General features: G+C 33.5%; 15 protein-coding genes. 2 read left to right on the top strand and 13 right to left on the bottom strand.

Going from position 1 to position 19,205, the window contains the following annotated elements; translation table 11 throughout:
* Positions 1-68 precede the first annotated feature (68 nt).
* Positions 69-371 carry a preprotein translocase subunit YajC gene (yajC, locus tag DWZ69_RS09795; RefSeq protein WP_117999025.1) on the bottom strand — a complete coding sequence of 101 codons (303 nt, stop codon included), beginning with the start codon at positions 369-371 and terminating at the stop codon, positions 69-71.
* Positions 372-413: 42 nt separating this feature from the next.
* On the bottom strand, positions 414-1,550 hold the full coding sequence (gene tgt / locus DWZ69_RS09790; protein WP_117999026.1) for a tRNA guanosine(34) transglycosylase Tgt: 1,137 nt from the start codon (positions 1,548-1,550) through the stop codon (positions 414-416).
* A gap of 151 nt (positions 1,551-1,701) precedes the next feature.
* Here tgt and aroC point away from each other — a divergent pair, with 151 nt between their 5' ends.
* Positions 1,702-2,799, top strand: coding sequence for a chorismate synthase (gene aroC, locus DWZ69_RS09785; RefSeq protein ID WP_117999027.1), 1,098 nt, complete (start codon positions 1,702-1,704; stop codon positions 2,797-2,799).
* Between the two features lie 53 nt (positions 2,800-2,852).
* On the opposite strand, the gene DWZ69_RS09780 is transcribed toward aroC, so the two are convergent.
* The 3 genes from DWZ69_RS09780 to DWZ69_RS09770 all read right to left on the bottom strand — a co-directional run bounded on the left by DWZ69_RS09780 (position 2,853) and on the right by DWZ69_RS09770 (position 5,686).
* On the bottom strand, positions 2,853-3,269 hold the full coding sequence (locus DWZ69_RS09780; protein ID WP_117999028.1) for a hypothetical protein: 417 nt from the start codon (positions 3,267-3,269) through the stop codon (positions 2,853-2,855).
* A gap of 120 nt (positions 3,270-3,389) precedes the next feature.
* Positions 3,390-4,631, bottom strand: a complete 1,242-nt coding sequence (glyA, locus tag DWZ69_RS09775; RefSeq protein WP_022165010.1) for a serine hydroxymethyltransferase — start codon at positions 4,629-4,631, stop codon at positions 3,390-3,392.
* Positions 4,632-4,771: 140 nt separating this feature from the next.
* Positions 4,772-5,686, bottom strand: coding sequence for a hypothetical protein (locus DWZ69_RS09770; RefSeq protein ID WP_117999029.1), 915 nt, complete (start codon positions 5,684-5,686; stop codon positions 4,772-4,774).
* A gap of 170 nt (positions 5,687-5,856) precedes the next feature.
* Between DWZ69_RS09770 and DWZ69_RS09765 the strand changes: the two genes are divergently transcribed.
* Complete coding sequence (locus DWZ69_RS09765; protein WP_117999030.1) at positions 5,857-6,615, top strand: hypothetical protein; 759 nt, start codon at positions 5,857-5,859, stop codon at positions 6,613-6,615.
* 222 nt (positions 6,616-6,837) lie between these two features.
* Here DWZ69_RS09765 and aspS read toward each other — a convergent pair whose 3' ends face one another.
* The 8 genes from aspS to secD all read right to left on the bottom strand — a co-directional run bounded on the left by aspS (position 6,838) and on the right by secD (position 19,191).
* Entirely contained in the window at positions 6,838-8,625 is a 1,788-nt protein-coding gene (gene aspS / locus DWZ69_RS09760; RefSeq protein WP_117999031.1) for an aspartate--tRNA ligase, read from the bottom strand.
* 11 nt (positions 8,626-8,636) lie between these two features.
* The gene (gene hisS / locus DWZ69_RS09755) at positions 8,637-9,896 is read right to left on the bottom strand and encodes a histidine--tRNA ligase (RefSeq protein ID WP_117999032.1); all 1,260 of its coding nucleotides are present in this window, start codon (positions 9,894-9,896) and stop codon (positions 8,637-8,639) included.
* Positions 9,897-9,972: 76 nt separating this feature from the next.
* Positions 9,973-11,412: a coproporphyrinogen dehydrogenase HemZ gene (hemZ, locus tag DWZ69_RS09750; protein WP_117999033.1), complete on the bottom strand. Its 1,440-nt coding sequence runs from the start codon at positions 11,410-11,412 to the stop codon at positions 9,973-9,975.
* The gene (locus DWZ69_RS09745) at positions 11,412-12,032 is read right to left on the bottom strand and encodes an MBL fold metallo-hydrolase (RefSeq protein ID WP_022165016.1); all 621 of its coding nucleotides are present in this window, start codon (positions 12,030-12,032) and stop codon (positions 11,412-11,414) included. Before DWZ69_RS09745 ends, hemZ begins: the two co-directional genes overlap by 1 nt.
* A gap of 260 nt (positions 12,033-12,292) precedes the next feature.
* A complete protein-coding gene (locus DWZ69_RS09735; protein ID WP_117999034.1) occupies positions 12,293-14,572 on the bottom strand; it encodes a bifunctional (p)ppGpp synthetase/guanosine-3',5'-bis(diphosphate) 3'-pyrophosphohydrolase in 2,280 nt (759 codons plus the stop codon).
* Positions 14,573-14,585: 13 nt separating this feature from the next.
* Positions 14,586-15,110 carry an adenine phosphoribosyltransferase gene (locus DWZ69_RS09730; RefSeq protein WP_117999035.1) on the bottom strand — a complete coding sequence of 175 codons (525 nt, stop codon included), beginning with the start codon at positions 15,108-15,110 and terminating at the stop codon, positions 14,586-14,588.
* 26 nt (positions 15,111-15,136) lie between these two features.
* Positions 15,137-16,891, bottom strand: a complete 1,755-nt coding sequence (recJ, locus tag DWZ69_RS09725; protein ID WP_117999036.1) for a single-stranded-DNA-specific exonuclease RecJ — start codon at positions 16,889-16,891, stop codon at positions 15,137-15,139.
* Positions 16,892-16,959: 68 nt separating this feature from the next.
* Positions 16,960-19,191 (bottom strand): protein translocase subunit SecD, encoded by a 2,232-nt coding sequence (gene secD / locus DWZ69_RS09720; protein WP_243002569.1) that lies wholly within the window; start codon positions 19,189-19,191, stop codon positions 16,960-16,962.
* Positions 19,192-19,205 lie beyond the last annotated feature (14 nt).

The following is a 19,205-nucleotide window of genomic DNA, read 5'->3' as shown; positions in this document are numbered from 1 at the left end:
AAAGACCTTCAGTGGCATCACTACCACCAAAGGTCTTTAAAATACTCAACATCTATACAAAATGTTTATTAAGCGTTTGCTTTTTCAATATCAACAATTGCTGTCTTCTGCATTGGAATACGGCAGTTCTTGTTTCCACCAAATTCTACAATAACAGTATCTTCAGTTACATCAATAACCATTCCATAGAAACCACTTGTTGTAAGAATACTATCTCCAATTTCTACGCTTTCCATTAATGCCTTCTGTTTCTTTTCCTGCTTCTTCTGTGGCTTAATAGCTAAGAAATACATAAATCCAATAATGATTACTACATATACTACTATGATAACCCAGCTTTCGCCTGCACTAGCTGCTGCTAATAAATTCATTATAAATCCTCCTCATAATATGTTTTTGATACAAAGATGTATCTATTTTTTGTCATTTTCTTTGAAACCTTCCAGTTTTTTTGCTTTATATTCTGCAAAATTTCCTGCCTCTATGGCATATCTGATTTCCTCCATCATTGTATTATAAAAATACAAATTATGCAATACACATAAACGCATACCAAGCATTTCTTTTGCCTTTAACAAATGTCTTATGTACGCTCTGCTGTGATATTTACATGCAGGACACTGACAGCCTTCTTCAATAGGTGATGGATCTGTTTCATATTTTGCATTAAATAAATTTAACTTACCCTTATTTGTGTAAACATGACCATGACGACCGTTTCTTGCAGGATATACACAGTCAAAGAAATCTACACCTCTTTCCACTGCTTCCAAAATATTTGAAGGTGTACCAACACCCATTAAATAAATTGGCTTGTCCTTTGGAAGATGTGGTTCAACACTTTCGATAATTCTATACATTTCTTCATGCGTTTCACCTACTGCAAGTCCACCAATTGCATAACCGTCCAAGTCTAATTCTGAAATCTGTTTAGCATGTTCAATACGAATATCATCGTAGATTCCACCCTGATTAATACCAAATAACATTTGATTTTTGTTAATTGTATCTTCTAAAGTGTTAAGTCTGTCCATTTCTACTTTACATCTTTTAAGCCATCTTGTTGTTCTGTCAACAGAATTCTGCATATATTCTCTTGATGCCACACTTGATGGACATTCATCAAAGGCCATTGCTATTGTTGATGCTAAGTTTGACTGAATCTGCATACTCTCTTCAGGTCCCATAAAAATCTTACGGCCATCTATATGAGATCTAAAATGTACGCCTTCTTCTTTAATACTTCTAAGACCTGCAAGTGAAAATACCTGAAATCCACCTGAATCTGTAAGAATAGGTTTGTTCCAATTCATAAATTTATGAATTCCACCCATTTTCTTTACAACCAAATCTCCCGGTCTTACATGTAAATGATATGTGTTTGATAATTCAACCTGTGTTTTTATCTGATATAAATCTTCTGCGGCTACCGCTCCTTTAATAGCTGCCGCTGTTCCAACATTCATAAACACCGGTGTCTGAATAGTGCCATGAACTGTTGTAAATTCTCCTCTTTTGGCATTGCCATCTTTTGCTAATACTTTAAACATAATTAACCTCATTTTTTTACAAACTTTATTAATTATATTATTTATGACAATTTAAAGCAAGAATATATTTTATTATTTTACTTATATTAATTTGATATTATTTTATTTCCTTGTTATAATTGGACAAGAATTTAACAAAAGGGAGGCTATTATGGCTGGTTCAACATATGGAAATATATTTAAAATCAGTACCTGGGGCGAATCTCATGGCAAAGCTTTGGGGGTTGTTGTAGATGGATGCCCTGCAGGTATTAATTTATGTGAAGAGGATATTCAGAAGTTTTTAAATAGAAGAAAACCGGGTCAGTCAAAATTCACTACACAGCGTAATGAAGATGACAAGGTTGAAATTTTATCAGGAGTATTTGACGGAAAAACTACCGGTACCCCTGTTTCCATGGTTGTAAAAAACAAAGATCATCATTCAGCGGACTATACTGACATTGCTTCATACTACAGACCAGGGCATGCGGATTTTACTTTTGACGAAAAATATGGTTTTAGAGATTACAGAGGCGGTGGCCGTTCTTCAGGAAGAGAAACTATCGGTCGAGTAGCTGCCGGAGCTATTGCATCAAAGATTCTTGAATCTCTTGGCATCGAAATTACAACATATTCAAAATCTATTGGTAATGTGGAAATTGACTATAGTAAATTCAAAAAAGATGAAATTCCAAATAATCCAATGTACATGCCTGATAATGATGCCGCAACAAAAGCTGCCGAATTATTAAAAGAAAAAATGAAAGAAATGGATTCTGTTGGTGGCATAATTGAATGTTTAGTTGATGGCATGCCTGCAGGTGTTGGAGAAACTGTATTTGACAAATTAGATGCAAATCTTGCAAAAGCTGTTATGTCAATTGGTGCCATTAAAGGTATTGAGTTCGGTGACGGTTTTAAAGTTACAGAACTAACAGGTTCAACAGATAATGATGGTTTTAAAATTGAAAATGACACTATAGAAAAAACTTCAAACCATGCAGGTGGTATTCTTGGTGGTATGAGCGATGGTTCACAAATTGTTTTACGCGCAGCAGTTAAACCTACCCCTTCTATTGCAAGAAGTCAGGATACAATTAACAAAGCCGGTGAAAACATAAGCATCAACATAAAAGGTCGTCATGATCCTATTATTGTACCTAGAGCTGTAGTCGTTGTAGAATCCATGGTTGCTGTTACTTTAGTGGATATGCTATTTACTAATATGACAGCTAGAATTGACAAGATTGTTGATTTTTATAAGTAAATTTTACAAATACTTCAATTTAAAATATTTAAGAGATAGTTAACTTAGTTTTACTATCTCTTATTTTTTGACTCTTTATTTAATACATTTTCATAAAATAGACCAACTATAAACCATATTGGTGCATAATCAAGTCTAATTACTCCTTTAATATTATATTTACACTTGCTATAATCCCAAGGACACTTAAACGCTTTTTTTAACATACAGCCACTTATAAATTCTGCACTAAATATCCCGAGTGTATACAGTAGCCCACGCTCGGTTCTTTTTACATGATGTTTTTTCAATTCAAAACTGATGGGCTTAATTATTGATGCCATGCCATAAATTGGAAACATCCATATAGATGTATGCCCCATTAGTCGGTAATCTTTTTTTCTGAAGCTATGAATCGATGTGAAAACAACTTCCATGCACCAACCAATAATTCCACATTTTAAAAAATTATAAAATATATTTTTCTTCATATAGTTAATTATTTCCAACTAATTAATATCTATACACAAAAGAAACTGCAAAGAATTTCTTCACAGTTTCCTTTTCACAATTTATTTGATTTTTACCTTCTTAGGTTTTGACCAGACTTTTTATTCATATAAAGGATATTTGTCTGTTAATCCCTTTACTTTTGCTTTTACAGCTTCACAATTACCCTGTGGATCTTCTGCTATCATTGCCATGCATTCAGCAATAACATCCATGTCTTCTGTGTTTAATCCTCTTGTTGTTACGGCAGGTGTACCAATTCTTACACCGCTTGTAATACCAGGTTTCTGTGGATCATTTGGAATTGCATTTTTGTTACATGTAATATTTGCTGCATCAAGTGCAATTTCAAATTCTTTACCTGTTATATTTTTGCTTCTTAAATCTACTAACATAAGATGATTATCTGTACCACCTGATACAAGATCAAATCCTCTGTCTGTAAGTCCTTTTGCTAAAGCCTGTGCGTTATCCACAATGTTCTTTGCGTATGCCTTAAAATCATCTGATAATGCTTCTTTAAAACATACAGCCTTTCCTGCTATAACATGCATTAATGGACCACCCTGAATTCCAGGGAATACTGCTTTGTTTAATTTGTGTTCTAAGGCAAATTCTTCACTTGAAAGAATAAGACCACCTCTAGGTCCTCTTAATGTTTTATGTGTTGTAGTTGTTGTAACATGTGCGTATGGAATTGGACTCATATGCTGTCCACCTGCTACAAGACCTGCGATATGTGCCATATCTACCATAAGATATGCACCAACTTCGTCAGCAATTTCTCTAAACTTCTTAAAGTCAATCTTTCTTGCATAAGCACTTGCACCTGCTACAATTAATTTTGGCTTGTTTTCAACAGCTATTTTTCTTACCTGATCATAATCTATATAACCGTCTTCATTTACACCATAAGATACAATGTTAAAATATGTTCCTGAAATATTAACCTTTGAACCATGTGTTAAATGTCCACCTGCATCAAGACTCATTCCCATTACTGTATCTCCCGGTTTAACTAAAGCAAAAAATACAGCTAAGTTTGCCTGTGCTCCTGAATGTGGCTGAACATTTGCGTATGTACATCCAAACAATTCCTTTGCTCTGTCAATTGCTAACTGTTCTACAACGTCTACATATTCACATCCACCATAATATCTTTTTCCAGGATATCCTTCTGCATACTTATTTGTAAGATGACTACCCATAGCAGCCATAACGCCTTTACTTACTAAATTCTCAGATGCAATAAGTTCAAGATGAGAACGCTGTCTTCCCATTTCGTCTGCCATTGCAGCATAAATTTCCGCATCTGCATTTTTTACTTCATCAAATGAAAACATATATCTACCTCCTAATGTCCTTAAGACCGGCTGCATCTTCCGATGCAACTTTAATCTTATATTACTTTACCATAATACAGTGTATTTTTAAATTATTTTTTTGGAATTTGTAGTAATTTGTTAAAAAAATAACTATTTTCTTAATCTTTTTCGTCTTCTTCATCTACAAAATCTTTTTTTGGTCTTTTTTCATCACATGGATTCTTGATTTGTAATTTACAGTCATTATAACAGCATTTCTCTTTTTCTTTCTTTAGTCTGCCCTCACATTTTGGTGGTGCAAGTTCTAATGGTTTTATTTCTTTTGACAAAAGTCCACTTTCAACGAATTTAATGCATGCGTTTTCTGAATTGTCTCTTAAATTTACCTTTACAGGTTTTGACTTGCCAATATAGGGGATTTCATATACTTCGTAGTATAGAGTTCTGACAAATAAAGAAAGTCCTGCTGAAAATACACCTGTCACTTCATCAAAGTTCATAGCTTTAGCTGTTCCGCTTAAGTTTACTCCATTTACTACAGTATTATTATCCTCATACATACCAACAATGTTGAAATAATAATCTCCACCCTCGTTTATGCCAACACCGTAAGGTGCAAACAACTCAAAGGTTACATTTGAAGGATTTGTTTTTTCGCTATAATAATCGTAATCCGTACTTGTTGTGCTACCTGGTAAATAATTTACTGTAATTGTAGTTGAACCTAAATATTTATGGCACTTGTCGTATAATTTGATTTTTAAAGTAACTGAAATATTAGTTAAGGTAATTTTGAAACAATTTGGTCTCAATGAGTCATCTATTGTAGATACTGCATCATCTGTGTCTGCTAAGTCAATATTTATTACATCAACGGAAACACATTCTGTAGTTGGGAAATTAGCTAATACATCTGCCGGAACAGTTACTTCCCTACAAACATTCACTCCCACTTCATCATACACAACCGGTGCGTATATTGATAGAAATTCAGGCATTCCACAAATAGCATCATTACAAACATCTCTGCGGCATCCACATTTGTGCTCACAACAACATTTTTCTTTTTCCATGTTTATCTCCTTTTTTAGTCTTTCTCTATATATTTTATGCGTTTCATTTTTTATTGTTCTAAAAAACAAAGCTAATAAATATATATACAATAACGGGATTCACCTGTATTTTAATTACATCTGTGTACTAACCTTTAACCATACTAATATTTCAAAAAAGGAGTAATTCATTGTATAAAATTTTAGCATTTGAAAACGGACAACCAATTATTTTGTACATAGAAAACGAAAAAGTTTATATGTATACTGCGGCAAGAGGGAAAATTATTCCAAGAGGACTTTTATTTAATGATGTTGGAAGAGATTTTGACGTTTTTTCCTGTAATAAGCAATATGTGTATTATATTTCTACAGATAATAAAATGAAACTTGCGGTTTTAAACAGGGACAGATTTACGGAATTTTTGTCTATCCCCCTAGGGGACTCTTCACATCAAATGGAAATAGTAAATATTTCACCTTTAATGTGCCAAAACGAGCTTTATATTTTCTACTGTAATCACAATAAAAGTAATAATAAGTATGAAATTTATTATATATTATCAAGTTGTCCTAAAAAAAGTTGTCTCATAAAACGTAATGTTTCCACCAACAAGGGCTTCGATGTTTTTAAGGCTAATAAAAAAATAGGTATTGTTCTAAATGACAGTTATTACTACTTAAGTCCTGAGGAAAAATTAGTAAGTACCGACACTTCTCATAAGGACAAAGAAAAAATCAATACTTTAACTGAAAACATTAATTATTTAAAATCAGTTATATCAGAAAAAAGCAACTGCTTAATTGATGTGCAAAATCTTTTGTCAGAAAAAGAAAACGCAATTCAAAATTTGAAAGAAACTCAGGAAAATATAGTGAAACAGTATAATGAGCTTGCTGAATATGCCGGCAAGCTTCAGGATGAGCTTAGAAAATTTCGCTATATGTAATAAAATGTGCATACATAGCGGGACCTCATTCATATACTAAGAAATTTCGAATTAAATTATTATTCCAAAAAATACCGATAATTCTCTTTAGCACATATTTAATATGCGCCTAGGAAAACTATCGGTATTCTATATATTTTAGCTATATAATTTCTATCTGCTAAATCTAGAATTGATTTCGATTATTAAAACATTACTGCTCTTTGTAATAATCTTCCACAATTATTCTTCTTCCGGCTTAACAATGTCAATTGCTAATTCTTCTAACTGTTTTGAATCAACAGGGCTTGGTGCATTAGTCATTAAACATGAAGCATCTTTTACCTTAGGGAAAGCAATTACTTCTCTAATGTTATCTTCTTTTGCCATGTGCATAACTAATCTGTCAAGTCCGTAAGCAAGTCCTGCGTGTGGTGGAACACCATACTTAAATGCATCAAGTAAGAAGCCAAACTGTTCATGAGCTTCCTCATTTGTGAAGCCTAATGCCTTAAACATTCTTTCCTGAATGTCTTCCTGATGGATTCTAACACTACCACCACCAAGTTCTGTACCGTTTAACACAATATCGTAAGCCTTAGCTCTAACCTTTCCTAAGTCTGTATCAAGATACTGTAAATCTTCTTCCATAGGCATTGTAAATGGATGATGCATTGCAAGATATCTGTTCTGTTCATCTGACCATTCAAACTGTGGGAACTCTACAACCCATAAGAAATTCCATTTATCTTCCGGAATTAATTCAAGTTGCTGTGCAAGTTCTAAACGAAGTGCGCCTAATACGTTCCATACAATCTTGTTCTTGTCAGCTGCAAACAAAAGTAAATCTCCAGGTTCACCTTCCATTGCTTTTACTAAATTATCTAATTCTTCTTCTGTCATGAATTTTGCAAATGACGACTTATAAGTACCATCTTCGTTAATGCAAAGATAAGCAAGACCTTTTGCTCCATTTCCTTTTGCATGGTCAACTAACTTGTCAATCTTCTTTCTTGGCATATGTCCCTGACCTTTAACGTTAATACCTCTAACAGTACCACCGTTTTCAATAGCACCTGTAAATACGCCAAAGCCACAACCTTCAACTACTTTTGTAACGTCAATTAATTCCATGCCAAAACGTGTATCAGGCTTATCCGAACCAAATCTGTCCATAGCTTCCTGCCATGTCATTCTTGGCATTGGAAGTGGGATATCCACGCCTAAAATTTCCTTAAACATAGCCTGTAATAATCTTTCATTTACATCAATAACATCATCAATGTCAACAAATGATAATTCCATATCAACCTGTGTAAATTCAGGCTGTCTGTCGGCTCTTAAATCCTCGTCTCTGTAGCATCTTGCAATCTGCATATATCTGTCAAATCCTGAGCACATTAGTAACTGCTTGTAAAGCTGTGGAGACTGTGGAAGTGCATAGAACTCTCCCGGATGTACTCTACTTGGCACTAAATAGTCTCTAGCTCCCTCAGGAGTGCTTTTACACAAAGTTGGTGTTTCGATTTCAAGGAAACCTTCACCCTGCATGAACTTTCTAATAAAAGTTGTAACATCACTACGCAACTTAATATTTTTCTGTAATGATGGTCTTCTTAAATCAAGATATCTGTACTGTAATCTTAATTCTTCTCTTGTGTTAATATTTTCTTCAACAGGAAATGGTGGTGTATCAGATTCTGATAAAATGCGAAGTGTATTAACTGTAACTTCAATATCACCTGTTGCTAAATCTTCGTTAATTGCGCCGCCACGCTTTCTAACTACACCTTCTACTGCAATTACGAACTCACTTCTAAGATTTTTAGCTTTTTCAAAAACTTCTCTATCATTTTCGTCAAATACTAACTGAAGAATTCCTGATCTATCTCTTAAATCAATAAAAATAAGACTTCCTAAATTTCTTCTTTTCTGAACCCAGCCCATAACTGTAACTGTTTCACCAATATTTTTATTACTTACTTCTGTACATCTGTGACTTCTGTGAAGTCCCTGCATTGACTCTGCCATAACTTTTCCTCCTATTTTAACGGATTTTTATAAAATTCCTTAAAGTTCTCAAAGCCCTGTGTCTTTAACTGCTCTTTTTGGAATTTTTTATTCTTGTTCATTCTTGTTACAAGAACCTGTGTACCTGTTTTTCTTTCTTCCTGTGCTTGTGCAATAACTTCACAAAGTCTGTCGCCTTCAACACCTTTTTCAATAAGGTATACAACCTTGTCATAATCTTCAGGGATTTTGAAGCCCTGTTCCATTAATAATAAAACAATTCTTTCAAATCCAATTGAAAAACCACATGCCGGTACATCATGACCTGTGAACTTACCAACCATCTTGTCATAACGACCACCGCCACCGCAGCTTCCGCCAAATTCAGGAATTGCTATTTCAAAAATTGTTCCTGTATAATATGACATACCTCTAACCAATGTTGGATCAAATACAATTTCAAAATCAGATGACTTTGTAGCCTTAACACTGTCTATAATTTCATCCATCCACTGTTTTACATCATCACCCATGAAATCTCCAAGCTTATCTGCTAGGTATCCAATAGGATCTGCCTGATTTTCAATCTTTTCAAATAACTGTATATATTTTTCAACTGATTCAGGGGCGAAATCGTATTTAATTAATTCTTCCTTAACGCCTTCTAAACCAATCTTGTCCATCTTATCAAGAATAATGAAAACGCTGTCAAATGACTCTTCAGGGAAACCACTGTATGAAGCCATTGCCTTTAAAATTCTTCTTTCATTAATTCTAATCTGGAAATTCTTAAATCCTAACTTTCCAAGTGTAGTTGTTGTTGCTAAAATAAGTTCAATTTCAGCTAAGTTACTTGGATCACCTAATATATCAATATCGCACTGCATAAACTGGCGATATCTTCCCCTTTGTGGTCTGTCTGCACGCCAAACATTTCCCATCTGTAATGCCTTAAATGGTGATGGTAAATCGTTGGCATTTTTTGAATAATATCTAACAAGAGGAACTGTTAAGTCATATCTTAAACCATTATCAACTACATCCATTTCTTCCGTAGCTGTTTCTAAGTTTAACTTTTCTCCTCTTTTTAAAATCTTAAAAATTAACTTTTCGTTTTCTCCACCCTGTTTGCTTGTCAGGTTTGTAATGTGTTCCACGCAAGGTGTCTCAATCTGAGTAAATCCAAATGCATTATAAGTTTCCTTAATTACATTCTGTACATAATTTCTTATTTTCATTTCTTCAGGAAGAATATCCTTCATTCCTGTAACCGGTTTCTTACTTAAAGCCATGTTTTTGCTCCTTATATTTTTCTAACTTGTATATTTTACTATTAAATAGAAAAGAACACAAGTGTTGTATCTTTTATTAATTTACAAAATAACTTCTTTTTCTGTCAATCATTTCGTCAATTCTGTCAATATACTGGTCTACATTTTTCAATGTATCAATTCTAGTGGCACTTTTTCTGTCAGAAGAAAGTAGTTTTGTAACTGCTCCTGCTCCACATGCCCATACATTCTGATAGTCTCCCATCATAAGTATGTTGTAAATTCCTTCTTTACCGGGCAATGAATAACCTACATTTTCCTGATTACCTGCCATATTTTTTTGTCTGTACAAATAGTATGGCTTCATACCCATTTCATAAGCATATTCTTTTGTAATATCCATTAACTTTGTATTGTTATCAAAATTTAAATCTGAATATTTTTGTCTGTTCATGTTAAGTCTTGAACCACGTTTTAATGCCAGGGAATGTACTGTAATACCATCTGGTGCCAGCTTCAAAGCCTGTTCCATTGAATATTTAACCATGTCCTCTGTTTCATTTGGTAGACCGATTATAAAATCCATATTTATGTTATCCATGCCACAATCTCTTGCCAAATTAAAAGCCTGTATTACCTGTTTGACTGAATGTTTTCTACCTATAATGTCTAGAGTTTCCTGATTCATTGTCTGTGGATTAATGGAAATTCTTGAAACATTTTGTTTTTTTAAAGTCATTAATTTATCTCTTGTAATGCTGTCCGGTCTGCCTGCTTCAACAGTAAACTCCTTTACATTACTGAAATCAAAATTATCTTTTAATGCATTTACTAATCTGTCTAACTGCGCAGGTTCAAGTGTGGTTGGCGTACCACCACCAATATATACTGAATTAAGTTCTTTATCCTGTAATTGCTTACCTAGGAATCTCAATTCCTTAATAACTGAATCCACATAAGCATCTACTTTTTCCTTATATCTGTTTAAAGGATAGGATGTAAATGAACAATAAAGACAAGTTGTTGGGCAAAATGGTATACCCACATATAAACTATAATTGCCCTTGTAATTAACATTTGAAAGTACCTTATGTTCCATGTTTGAAACATCCATTGCCAGGTCCAACTTGTTATCAGAAATAAAATATGTTTCTTTCATTTCTTTTCTTATTGCTTCATCTGAAAGTCCCTGTTCTTTTAACATACCCGGAATTTTTGCCGGTCTGATACCTGTTAAATTACCCCAAGGCAGGTCCTGTCCTATATCTTTTCTCATTAAACAGTACAAAAGCTTTTTAAGAGCGTTTTTTGTCTCCCTTCTATCCTGAAAGTCACAACAAATTTCGTCTTCAAAAAGCTTCTTGGCCTCATCGTACAATGATGCAGTAATTTTTTCTTCCTGAAAAATCACTTTTAGTGTTCTGTATGACTCCTCTAAATCTTCATTAATTTTAAAAGGCTGTCCCACATAAAAAGCCTGCACCATTGACTGAATATCATATTCAAATTGTTTAGGTTCTATCTGAATGTCTATCATTAATAATATACCTTTTCGTTATCTATAGTTGTCATATCCATATGTCCCGGATAAACAGTTGTTTCGCCTGGAAGCACTAACAATTTTTCTTTAATTGATCTGATAATTGCCGCTTCACTTCCCCCTGGAAAATCTGTTCTACCTCTGCTCTGATGGAAAAGTGTGTCACCACTAAACAAAACTTCATCTTCTGCTATATAATAACAACCACTTCCCTGCGTATGACCAGGCGTTAAAATAAACTTAATTTCCTTATCTGCAATAGTAAACTTATCACCATCTCTTAAATATTTGTCTGCACAAATGCTTACAGGATTTCCAAACATTGATGATAAATTTGCTCTTGTATCTACTAAAAGCCTGTCTTCTTCTTCAGAAGCATATACGGGAATATTGTATTTTTCCTTTAATTCCGTTACAGCACTAATGTGGTCTGCATGACCATGTGTAAGCAAAATTGCTTTTGGAATCATTTCTATGTTACTAACATTAACACTGATTTTTAAAGCATCATCACCGGGATCAACAATAAATCCCTCTTTTGTATCTGTGTTCATACATAAATAACAGTTAGTATAACATTCACTAACTAATACGCTTCTAATTTTGATATTTCCCATCTATTTCTCCTTTTCAAAAATGGAAGACAATTGTTATCCACTACACTATACCCACTGTGCCACCTGACAAATTAACGAAAGCACGCTCCCGCTGCCAAACGCTCGTAGCGGTTCTATCAAGCCGACTACGCTGCCTTGATGAACCCACGGCGTTAGAGCACTTTCTTCTAATTTTGTCAGTTGCCACAGTGAAGAAATTAATTTCCATAACATAACAATTGTCTTCATTTTTTCACATTACAAAATGTCAATTACAACGTTTAACTGCTTGTTCGCTCAATATCAATGATACTGTCAATTGTTCGAATTTTTGCAATTAAACTGTTTAATTCTTCTGTACCCTGTATTGCAAATGTCATTGTAATTGTGGCAATGTCAGACTTGCTTGTTCTACTATTGATGCTATTTACATCAATATTTCTTTCTGTAAATATTCTTGACAAGTCTGTCAAAATACCGACTCTGTTGTTTGCATAAATAACAATTTCTGTCATATATTTGCCGTCCTGCTTGCCTTCGTCAGCAGCCCAGCTTGCCTCAATTAATCTACCTCTTTCAATATCAGGAAGATTCATAATATTGATACAGTCTGTTCTATGAATCGAAACACCACGTCCTCTTGTTACAAAGCCCACAATTTCATCACCCGGTACAGGACTACAACATTTAGAAAATCTAACTGCTACGTCATCCATACCTTCAACAATAATACCGCTCTTAGAATTACTTTTTCTTGGAACATTTGCCTTATTATTGTTTGTGTCTTTTAATACATCATCGTCTGTTATTTCAACCTTGTGTTCCTTCTCGTATTCATCAAGAAGTTTATTTACAATCTGACCTTCTTTTAAGCCACCATGACCAATTGAAGCAATAAGAGAATCCCACTCTTTGTAACTGTATTTCAACCGAACTTTTTCCATATATGCAGGCTTTAATATTTCTGATAAATTAATATTCTTTGCCTTGCAATATTTTTCAATAAGTTCTTTACCTTTTACTATATTTTCTTCTTTATTTTGCTGTTTAAACCAAACATTAATTTTATTTTTTGCCTGTGTGCTCTGAACAACCTTCAACCAGTCTCTACTTGGACCTGTAGAGTTATTAGATGTAATAATTTCCACTCTGTCACCGTTTTGGAGCTTGTAGTCGATATTAACCATCTTGCCATTAACTCTTGCACCAACCATCTTATTACCTACTGCACTATGAATACTGTATGCAAAATCAATTGGTGTAGAACCGCTTGGTAAATTCTTTACATCACCATTTGGTGTGAAACAGTACACTCTTTCAGAGAACATGTTCAAATCATCTTTTAAAAGATTAATAAATTCATGGTTATCTGACATGTCTCTCTGCCATTCGAGAATCTGTCTTAACCAGGCAATTTTCTGCTCTTCATTATCGCCGTCACCTGTAATATTTTCCTTATACTTCCAATGAGCTGCGATACCATATTCAGCAGTTTTATGCATTTCGTATGTTCTAATCTGAATTTCAAATGGTTGCCCATTTGGTCCAATTAATGTTGTATGAAGTGACTGATACATATTCTGCTTTGGCATTGCAATATAGTCTTTGAATCTTCCCGGCACAGGAGTGTATTTCTCGTGTATTATACCTAACGCCCCATAACATTCCATTACACTGTCAACAATAATTCTTACTGCAAAAACATCATAAATCTGATCCAAAGTCTTGTGTTGCATAGTCATTTTCTTGTAAATACTAAAATAATGCTTTACACGACCATCTATTGTTGCTTTAATACCTGCCTTTTCAATATAGCCTGCCACCTCAGCAATTAAGTTACTCATAAACTCTTCACGATGTTCTAATCTTTCATGAACACCGTCAACTAATTCTTTGTATTTTTCAGGCTCTAAATATCTTAAAGCTAAGTCATCTAATTCAATCTTAATTTTAGAAATACCTAGTCTGTCAGCAATTGGTGCATAAATGTCCATTGTCTCTTTTGACTTTTCTTTCTGTTTTTCAGGTGTCATATACATAAGCGTACGCATGTTATGTAATCTATCCGCAAGCTTAATCAATATAACTCGAATGTCCTTTGCCATTGCCAAAAACATTTTACGCAAGTTTTCTGCCTGCTCTTCCACCTTATCAACATCGTAATCTAATTTAGTAAGTTTTGTTACGCCATCAACCAGGTCTGTTACTTCTTCGCCAAATTCCTTAATCATTATTTCACGGGTTGCGGCCGTATCTTCCATTACATCGTGAAGAAGACCTGCCATAATTGATTCTTTATCCAACTCTAAATCAGCTAATATTAAAGCTGTATGAATTGGATGAATAATGTATGGTTCTCCTGACTTTCTTTTCTGGTCTCCATGTGATTTTTTTGCAAAATTATATGCCTTATCAATCATCCTTAAATCGTCTGCTGATGGATGATAATGCTTTATTTTTTCAATTAATCTTGCATATAATTCTTCAGGAGTTGCCTGTTCTTCTTCTTTTGGGATTACTCCATGATTTTCAATTTTAATGTTTTTGTTTAAATCTGTCATATCTCAATCCTTTTTATTTTCCATCGTATGTTACTACTGCATCTACTCTATATTTTGAAAGTTTTTCTCTTCCTTTAAGTCCTGCAAGTTCAACTAAAAACAGGTTATCTACAACTTCTCCTCCTAATTTTTCAACTAACTTAATAGCTGCTTCAATTGTACCACCTGTGGCAATTAAGTCATCGACTAAAATAACTTTCTGACCGGGTTTAATTGAATCTATATGCATCTCAATTTCAGCTTTTCCATATTCTAAATCATAGCTTTCTGAAATTGTCTCACATGGTAATTTACCTTTTTTTCTAACTAATACAAATGATTTTCCAAGTAAGTAAGCTAAAGGCATTCCAAATATAAAACCTCTTGCCTCTAAACCAACAATTACGTCAAAATCTATATCTTTAATCTTGTCCAACATTGAATCTATAGCAATCTTTAATCCCTTTGGATCCTGTGTTACTGTTGTAATATCTCTAAAGATAATTCCAGGTTCAGGGAAATCCGGTATACTTCTAATATATTTTTCTACTTCATTCATTCTTCTTGTCCTCCTTATGAATGCTTTTAGCAAAATCTGTCAATTACGATTTGTATTTGGCTATTACCGTTAAATTCGTTTATTGTCGGGTAATATGTAGCCATTATCTCAATGTTGTTTTTCTCCCCTACTAAAGCCTTGTTAATTTCTTCCTGACCGAATTTATTTTTCAAAAATTCCATAAAATCAATAACACGGCTAAAAATCATTGCAGTCATTGTATATGAACTGCTATTTGTAATGGTAAGTTTCAATACGTTACCATTCTTACCCAATATTTGTAATTTATTTATTTTTAAATGCTTTTCAGCAAATATTGGCTTTTCATTACCTTTACCAAATGGTTTGATAATACTTAACTCCTGTATCATATTCATTGTAACATATTCAAGGGGGAGTTGCATATCAATCCATACCTTTAAATATAAATCTTCTTGAGTTAAATTACAATTTTCATTTAGTTTTTTTCGTAAAATATCTATATTTTCTTTTGGAAGGGACACACCTGCAGCCATTTTATGGCCACCAAATTTAGTAAATAATTCTTTTACCTTAGTAAGCTCAGCATACATGTCATATTCTTCAATGGAACGTCCAGAACCCTTTACGCCTTCTACAGCATCTGTTAAAACAATGGTTGGTTTATTATATTTTTCCCTTACACGACCTGCAATAATTCCAGCAATACTTTCATGGCAATGTTCCAAATATATAACCAAAACTGAATCATCTAATTGTTCTGCTTTTTCAATAGCTTCTTTAGTTCCTTTTTCTGTTAAATCTTTTCTTTCATCATTTAATTTTTTCAAAGCCCCGGCTAAAACTTCTGCGTGTTTTTCATCTTCACATTCAAGCAAATCCATTGCTTTTTTAGCAGTGTCAAGTCTGCCACTGGCATTTAAACATGGTCCAAGCACAAAGCCAAAATGATAGGAATCAAGATTTTTTTTATTCAACTTACACTGATTAATTAAAGCATTAATTCCTATATCATTACTTGTTTTTAAAGCTTCCAGACCTTCCTTAACAATTATTCTGTTTTCTCCCTTTAATTCTACCACATCGCATACAGTTGCCATAGCACCATAAGGTAATAATTTTAATATAAATCTTTCGCTTACATGCATATTTTCAAATAGGGCACGCATAAACTGAAATGCCACCATCGCTCCACATAATTCTTTAAAAGGATATTGACAATCTTTTTGCTTATGATTAACTATTGCATCTGCCATTGGTAAAATATATTCTTTTTTACCATTATTTTCTTCAAAAACAACTTCATGATGGTCTGTTACAACAACAGTCATTCCCAATTCTTTTGCATATTCTATTTGTTTTATGGCAGCAATACCATTATCACATGTAACAATAGTATCAACACCCTGGTCGTATGCCTGTTGTATTAATCTTTCATTAATTCCATAGCCATCTTCAATTCTATGTGGTACAACCACATCCACATCAGCGCCTAAATACTTCAAACAGGTATGTAAAATATAGCCGGAACATATACCATCAACATCATAGTCGCATATAATTCTGATTTTACTTTCATTATTTATTTTTATACTCAAAATATTAACTGCCTTGTCCATGTCCTTAAACAACCATGGAGAACTTATTTCATTTATAGTTCCGTTAAGATATTGCTCTATTTCCTTTTCTGAGACAACGTCCCTGTTTCTCATTAATCTTGCAGTAATAGGACTAATATTATATTTTTTTGCAATACCATTAAAATCTGCTTTTTTTGTTTGTAAAAACCACTTTTCATTCATAGTTAATCACCATTTTAAAGAAGAAAAGCGGCACCATCAATAGATGATACCGCTCAATAAAATCTTAATTATTTATCGTATTTCTTACCTTTCATAATGTACCATAAAGAACCAGTAACAAATACTGATGAGTAAGCACCAGCTACAATACCTACCATTAATGGTAATGTAAATTCTCTAATAGATGATACACCCATTACAAAAATCATAAATACCATTATAAATGTTGTAAGTGAAGTATAAATACTTCTTGTAAGTGTTTGTGTAATACTCTGATTAATAATATCAATCATTGTATCTTCACGTTTCATTATAGCCTTGTTTTCTCTAATTCTATCGAAGATTACGATTGTAGCGTTAATTGAGTAACCTACAATTGTAAGCAAACATGCAATAAATGTTGTTCCTACTGTTACTCTTGATAAGCCGTAGAAGCCTACAACAATAAGTACGTCATGTAATAAAGCTATAACAGCTGCTAAAGCAAAATGTACATTCTTAAATCTGAACCAAATATAAATTAACATACAAATTGTTGCTATAACTGTTGCAACAACAGCATCTGTTTTCATTTCAGAACTGATTGTATCTGAAATTTCTGTATCATTAAAGTTCTGCTTGTCATCCTTAGCCTGATATTTGCTAATTAATAAATCTTTAAATTTATCCATTTGTTCACCTTCAAGTTTCTTTGTCTTGATTGTGAATAATCCCTTATTATTTGTATCCTTCTGAGCCTGTATGTCATTTGTTGAAAGTAAATCTGCAATTGCAGGTTTTACTTCTTTATTAAATTCATCAATTGTATAGTCTTTATCAAACTGTACCTGAATTGATGTACCACCCTTAAATTCAATGCTAAAGTCAAATGGGCCATTACCCTTAGCAGTGTTAAAGATAATTCCGCCAATTCCTATTACTATAACAGCAATTGATATAACAAACCATACAGCTCTCTTTTCAACAAATTTAATTGTTTTCTTAACTCTTTCTTTACCGTAGAATACAGGCTTCTGGAATCCCATGTAGTAAAGCATCCATACAAGACCTCTTGAAATTACAAGAGATGTAAATAACTGGATAAAAATACCAATCATAAGAGTTGTTGCAAATCCCTGAACTGTACCTGAACCCTTAATCCATAATACTAATGCAGCAATAAATGTTGTAACGTTACCGTCAACGATTGCTGATGTTGCTTTCTTAAATCCTATTCCAATAGCACTCTTAACATTCTTACCTGCGGCAATTTCCTCTCTAATACGTGCATAAATAATTACGTTAGCATCAACTGCCATACCAATATTAAGAATAATACCTGCAATACCAGGTAATGTAAGTGTTAAGTCAAATCCGTTAAGTGCTAAAAGCATTAACTCAATGTATGATATTAAAGCCAAGCCTGCAGCTAAACCTGGAATTCTATATACCAATAATAAGAATAAAATAATTATAATAAAACCAACAATACCTGCCTGAATACTCTTTGATAAAGCATCACTACCTAAGTTAGCACTCTGAACGCTATGGCTTAATTCATCAAGCTGTACTTCCAAAGAACCAATACCGATGTTTGTAGCAAGTGTCTGAGCTTCTTTTAATGTGAAATCACCTGTAATCTGTGCCTGTCCACCTGTAATGACAGCCTGAATTTTTGGAGCACTTAAAACTTCATCATCATAAATGATAAATGACTGTTCGCCAACATGAGAACTTGTCATTTCACCAAAAGCCTTTGTTCCTTCTGAGTTGAACTGTAAATTTACGATGTTTTCATTTACACCTTTATCGTTTGTTGTAGCCTGTCCTTCAGCACTGGCTACTGTATCACCTGTTAACCATACCTGATAATAACTCTTATCTACCTTAATGTATTTCTTATTCTTTAATTCAGCCTTTGTTGGTGTGTACCCACTCTTTGCCGCTGTACAGAAATATAAAATACCCGGTTTTCCTAATTCATTTAATACTTCATCAGCATCGTATGCACCTGGAATTTCAACAGTAATTCTGTCTTCACCAGCCTTATATGCTGTTGCTTCTGTACTAAATGCAGCAATTCTCTTTTCAAGTTTTGCTCTTGTTTTTTCTAAAGTATCTGCTGTTAAATTACTTTTATCAGATTCTGCTACCTGATATGTAATACTTACACCACCCTTTAAGTCAAGACCCTGAGTAATGTATTTTGCCTGGCCACGATCCCCTATACCAAACATAATAACGTAACCTGCAAAAGCAAGTACGGCAAGAGAAATAATAAATGCTATTATTCCCTTTGTTTTGTTCATCTTAATTTTCATCTTTTACCTCTTTC

It is taken from the genome of Eubacterium sp. AF34-35BH (genome assembly GCF_003477765.1).
In the GTDB taxonomy this organism is placed as follows: Bacteria; Bacillota; Clostridia; order Lachnospirales; family Lachnospiraceae; genus Eubacterium_G.
The sequence above is the reverse complement of the archived record's forward strand: the minus strand, read 5'-3'. Positions and strand labels throughout refer to the sequence as shown.

Excerpts from the sequence above, each read along its gene's own strand:
- yajC (WP_117999025.1), bottom strand. The coding sequence starts at position 371 with ATGAATTTATTAGCAGCAGCTAGTGCAGGCGAAAGCTGGGTTATCATA.
- secD (WP_243002569.1), bottom strand. The coding sequence starts at position 19,191 with ATGAAAATTAAGATGAACAAAACAAAGGGAATAATAGCATTTATTATT.
- DWZ69_RS09770 (WP_117999029.1), bottom strand. The coding sequence starts at position 5,686 with ATGGAAAAAGAAAAATGTTGTTGTGAGCACAAATGTGGATGCCGCAGA.
- recJ (WP_117999036.1), bottom strand. The coding sequence starts at position 16,891 with ATGAATGAAAAGTGGTTTTTACAAACAAAAAAAGCAGATTTTAATGGT.
- hisS (WP_117999032.1), bottom strand. The coding sequence starts at position 9,896 with ATGGCTTTAAGTAAGAAACCGGTTACAGGAATGAAGGATATTCTTCCT.
- aspS (WP_117999031.1), bottom strand. The coding sequence starts at position 8,625 with ATGGCAGAGTCAATGCAGGGACTTCACAGAAGTCACAGATGTACAGAA.
- tgt (WP_117999026.1), bottom strand. The coding sequence starts at position 1,550 with ATGTTTAAAGTATTAGCAAAAGATGGCAATGCCAAAAGAGGAGAATTT.
- glyA (WP_022165010.1), bottom strand. The coding sequence starts at position 4,631 with ATGTTTTCATTTGATGAAGTAAAAAATGCAGATGCGGAAATTTATGCT.
- hemZ (WP_117999033.1), bottom strand. The coding sequence starts at position 11,412 with ATGATAGACATTCAGATAGAACCTAAACAATTTGAATATGATATTCAG.
- DWZ69_RS09780 (WP_117999028.1), bottom strand. The coding sequence starts at position 3,269 with ATGAAGAAAAATATATTTTATAATTTTTTAAAATGTGGAATTATTGGT.
- aroC (WP_117999027.1), top strand. The coding sequence starts at position 1,702 with ATGGCTGGTTCAACATATGGAAATATATTTAAAATCAGTACCTGGGGC.
- DWZ69_RS09745 (WP_022165016.1), bottom strand. The coding sequence starts at position 12,032 with ATGGGAAATATCAAAATTAGAAGCGTATTAGTTAGTGAATGTTATACT.
- DWZ69_RS09730 (WP_117999035.1), bottom strand. The coding sequence starts at position 15,110 with ATGAATGAAGTAGAAAAATATATTAGAAGTATACCGGATTTCCCTGAA.
- DWZ69_RS09735 (WP_117999034.1), bottom strand. The coding sequence starts at position 14,572 with ATGACAGATTTAAACAAAAACATTAAAATTGAAAATCATGGAGTAATC.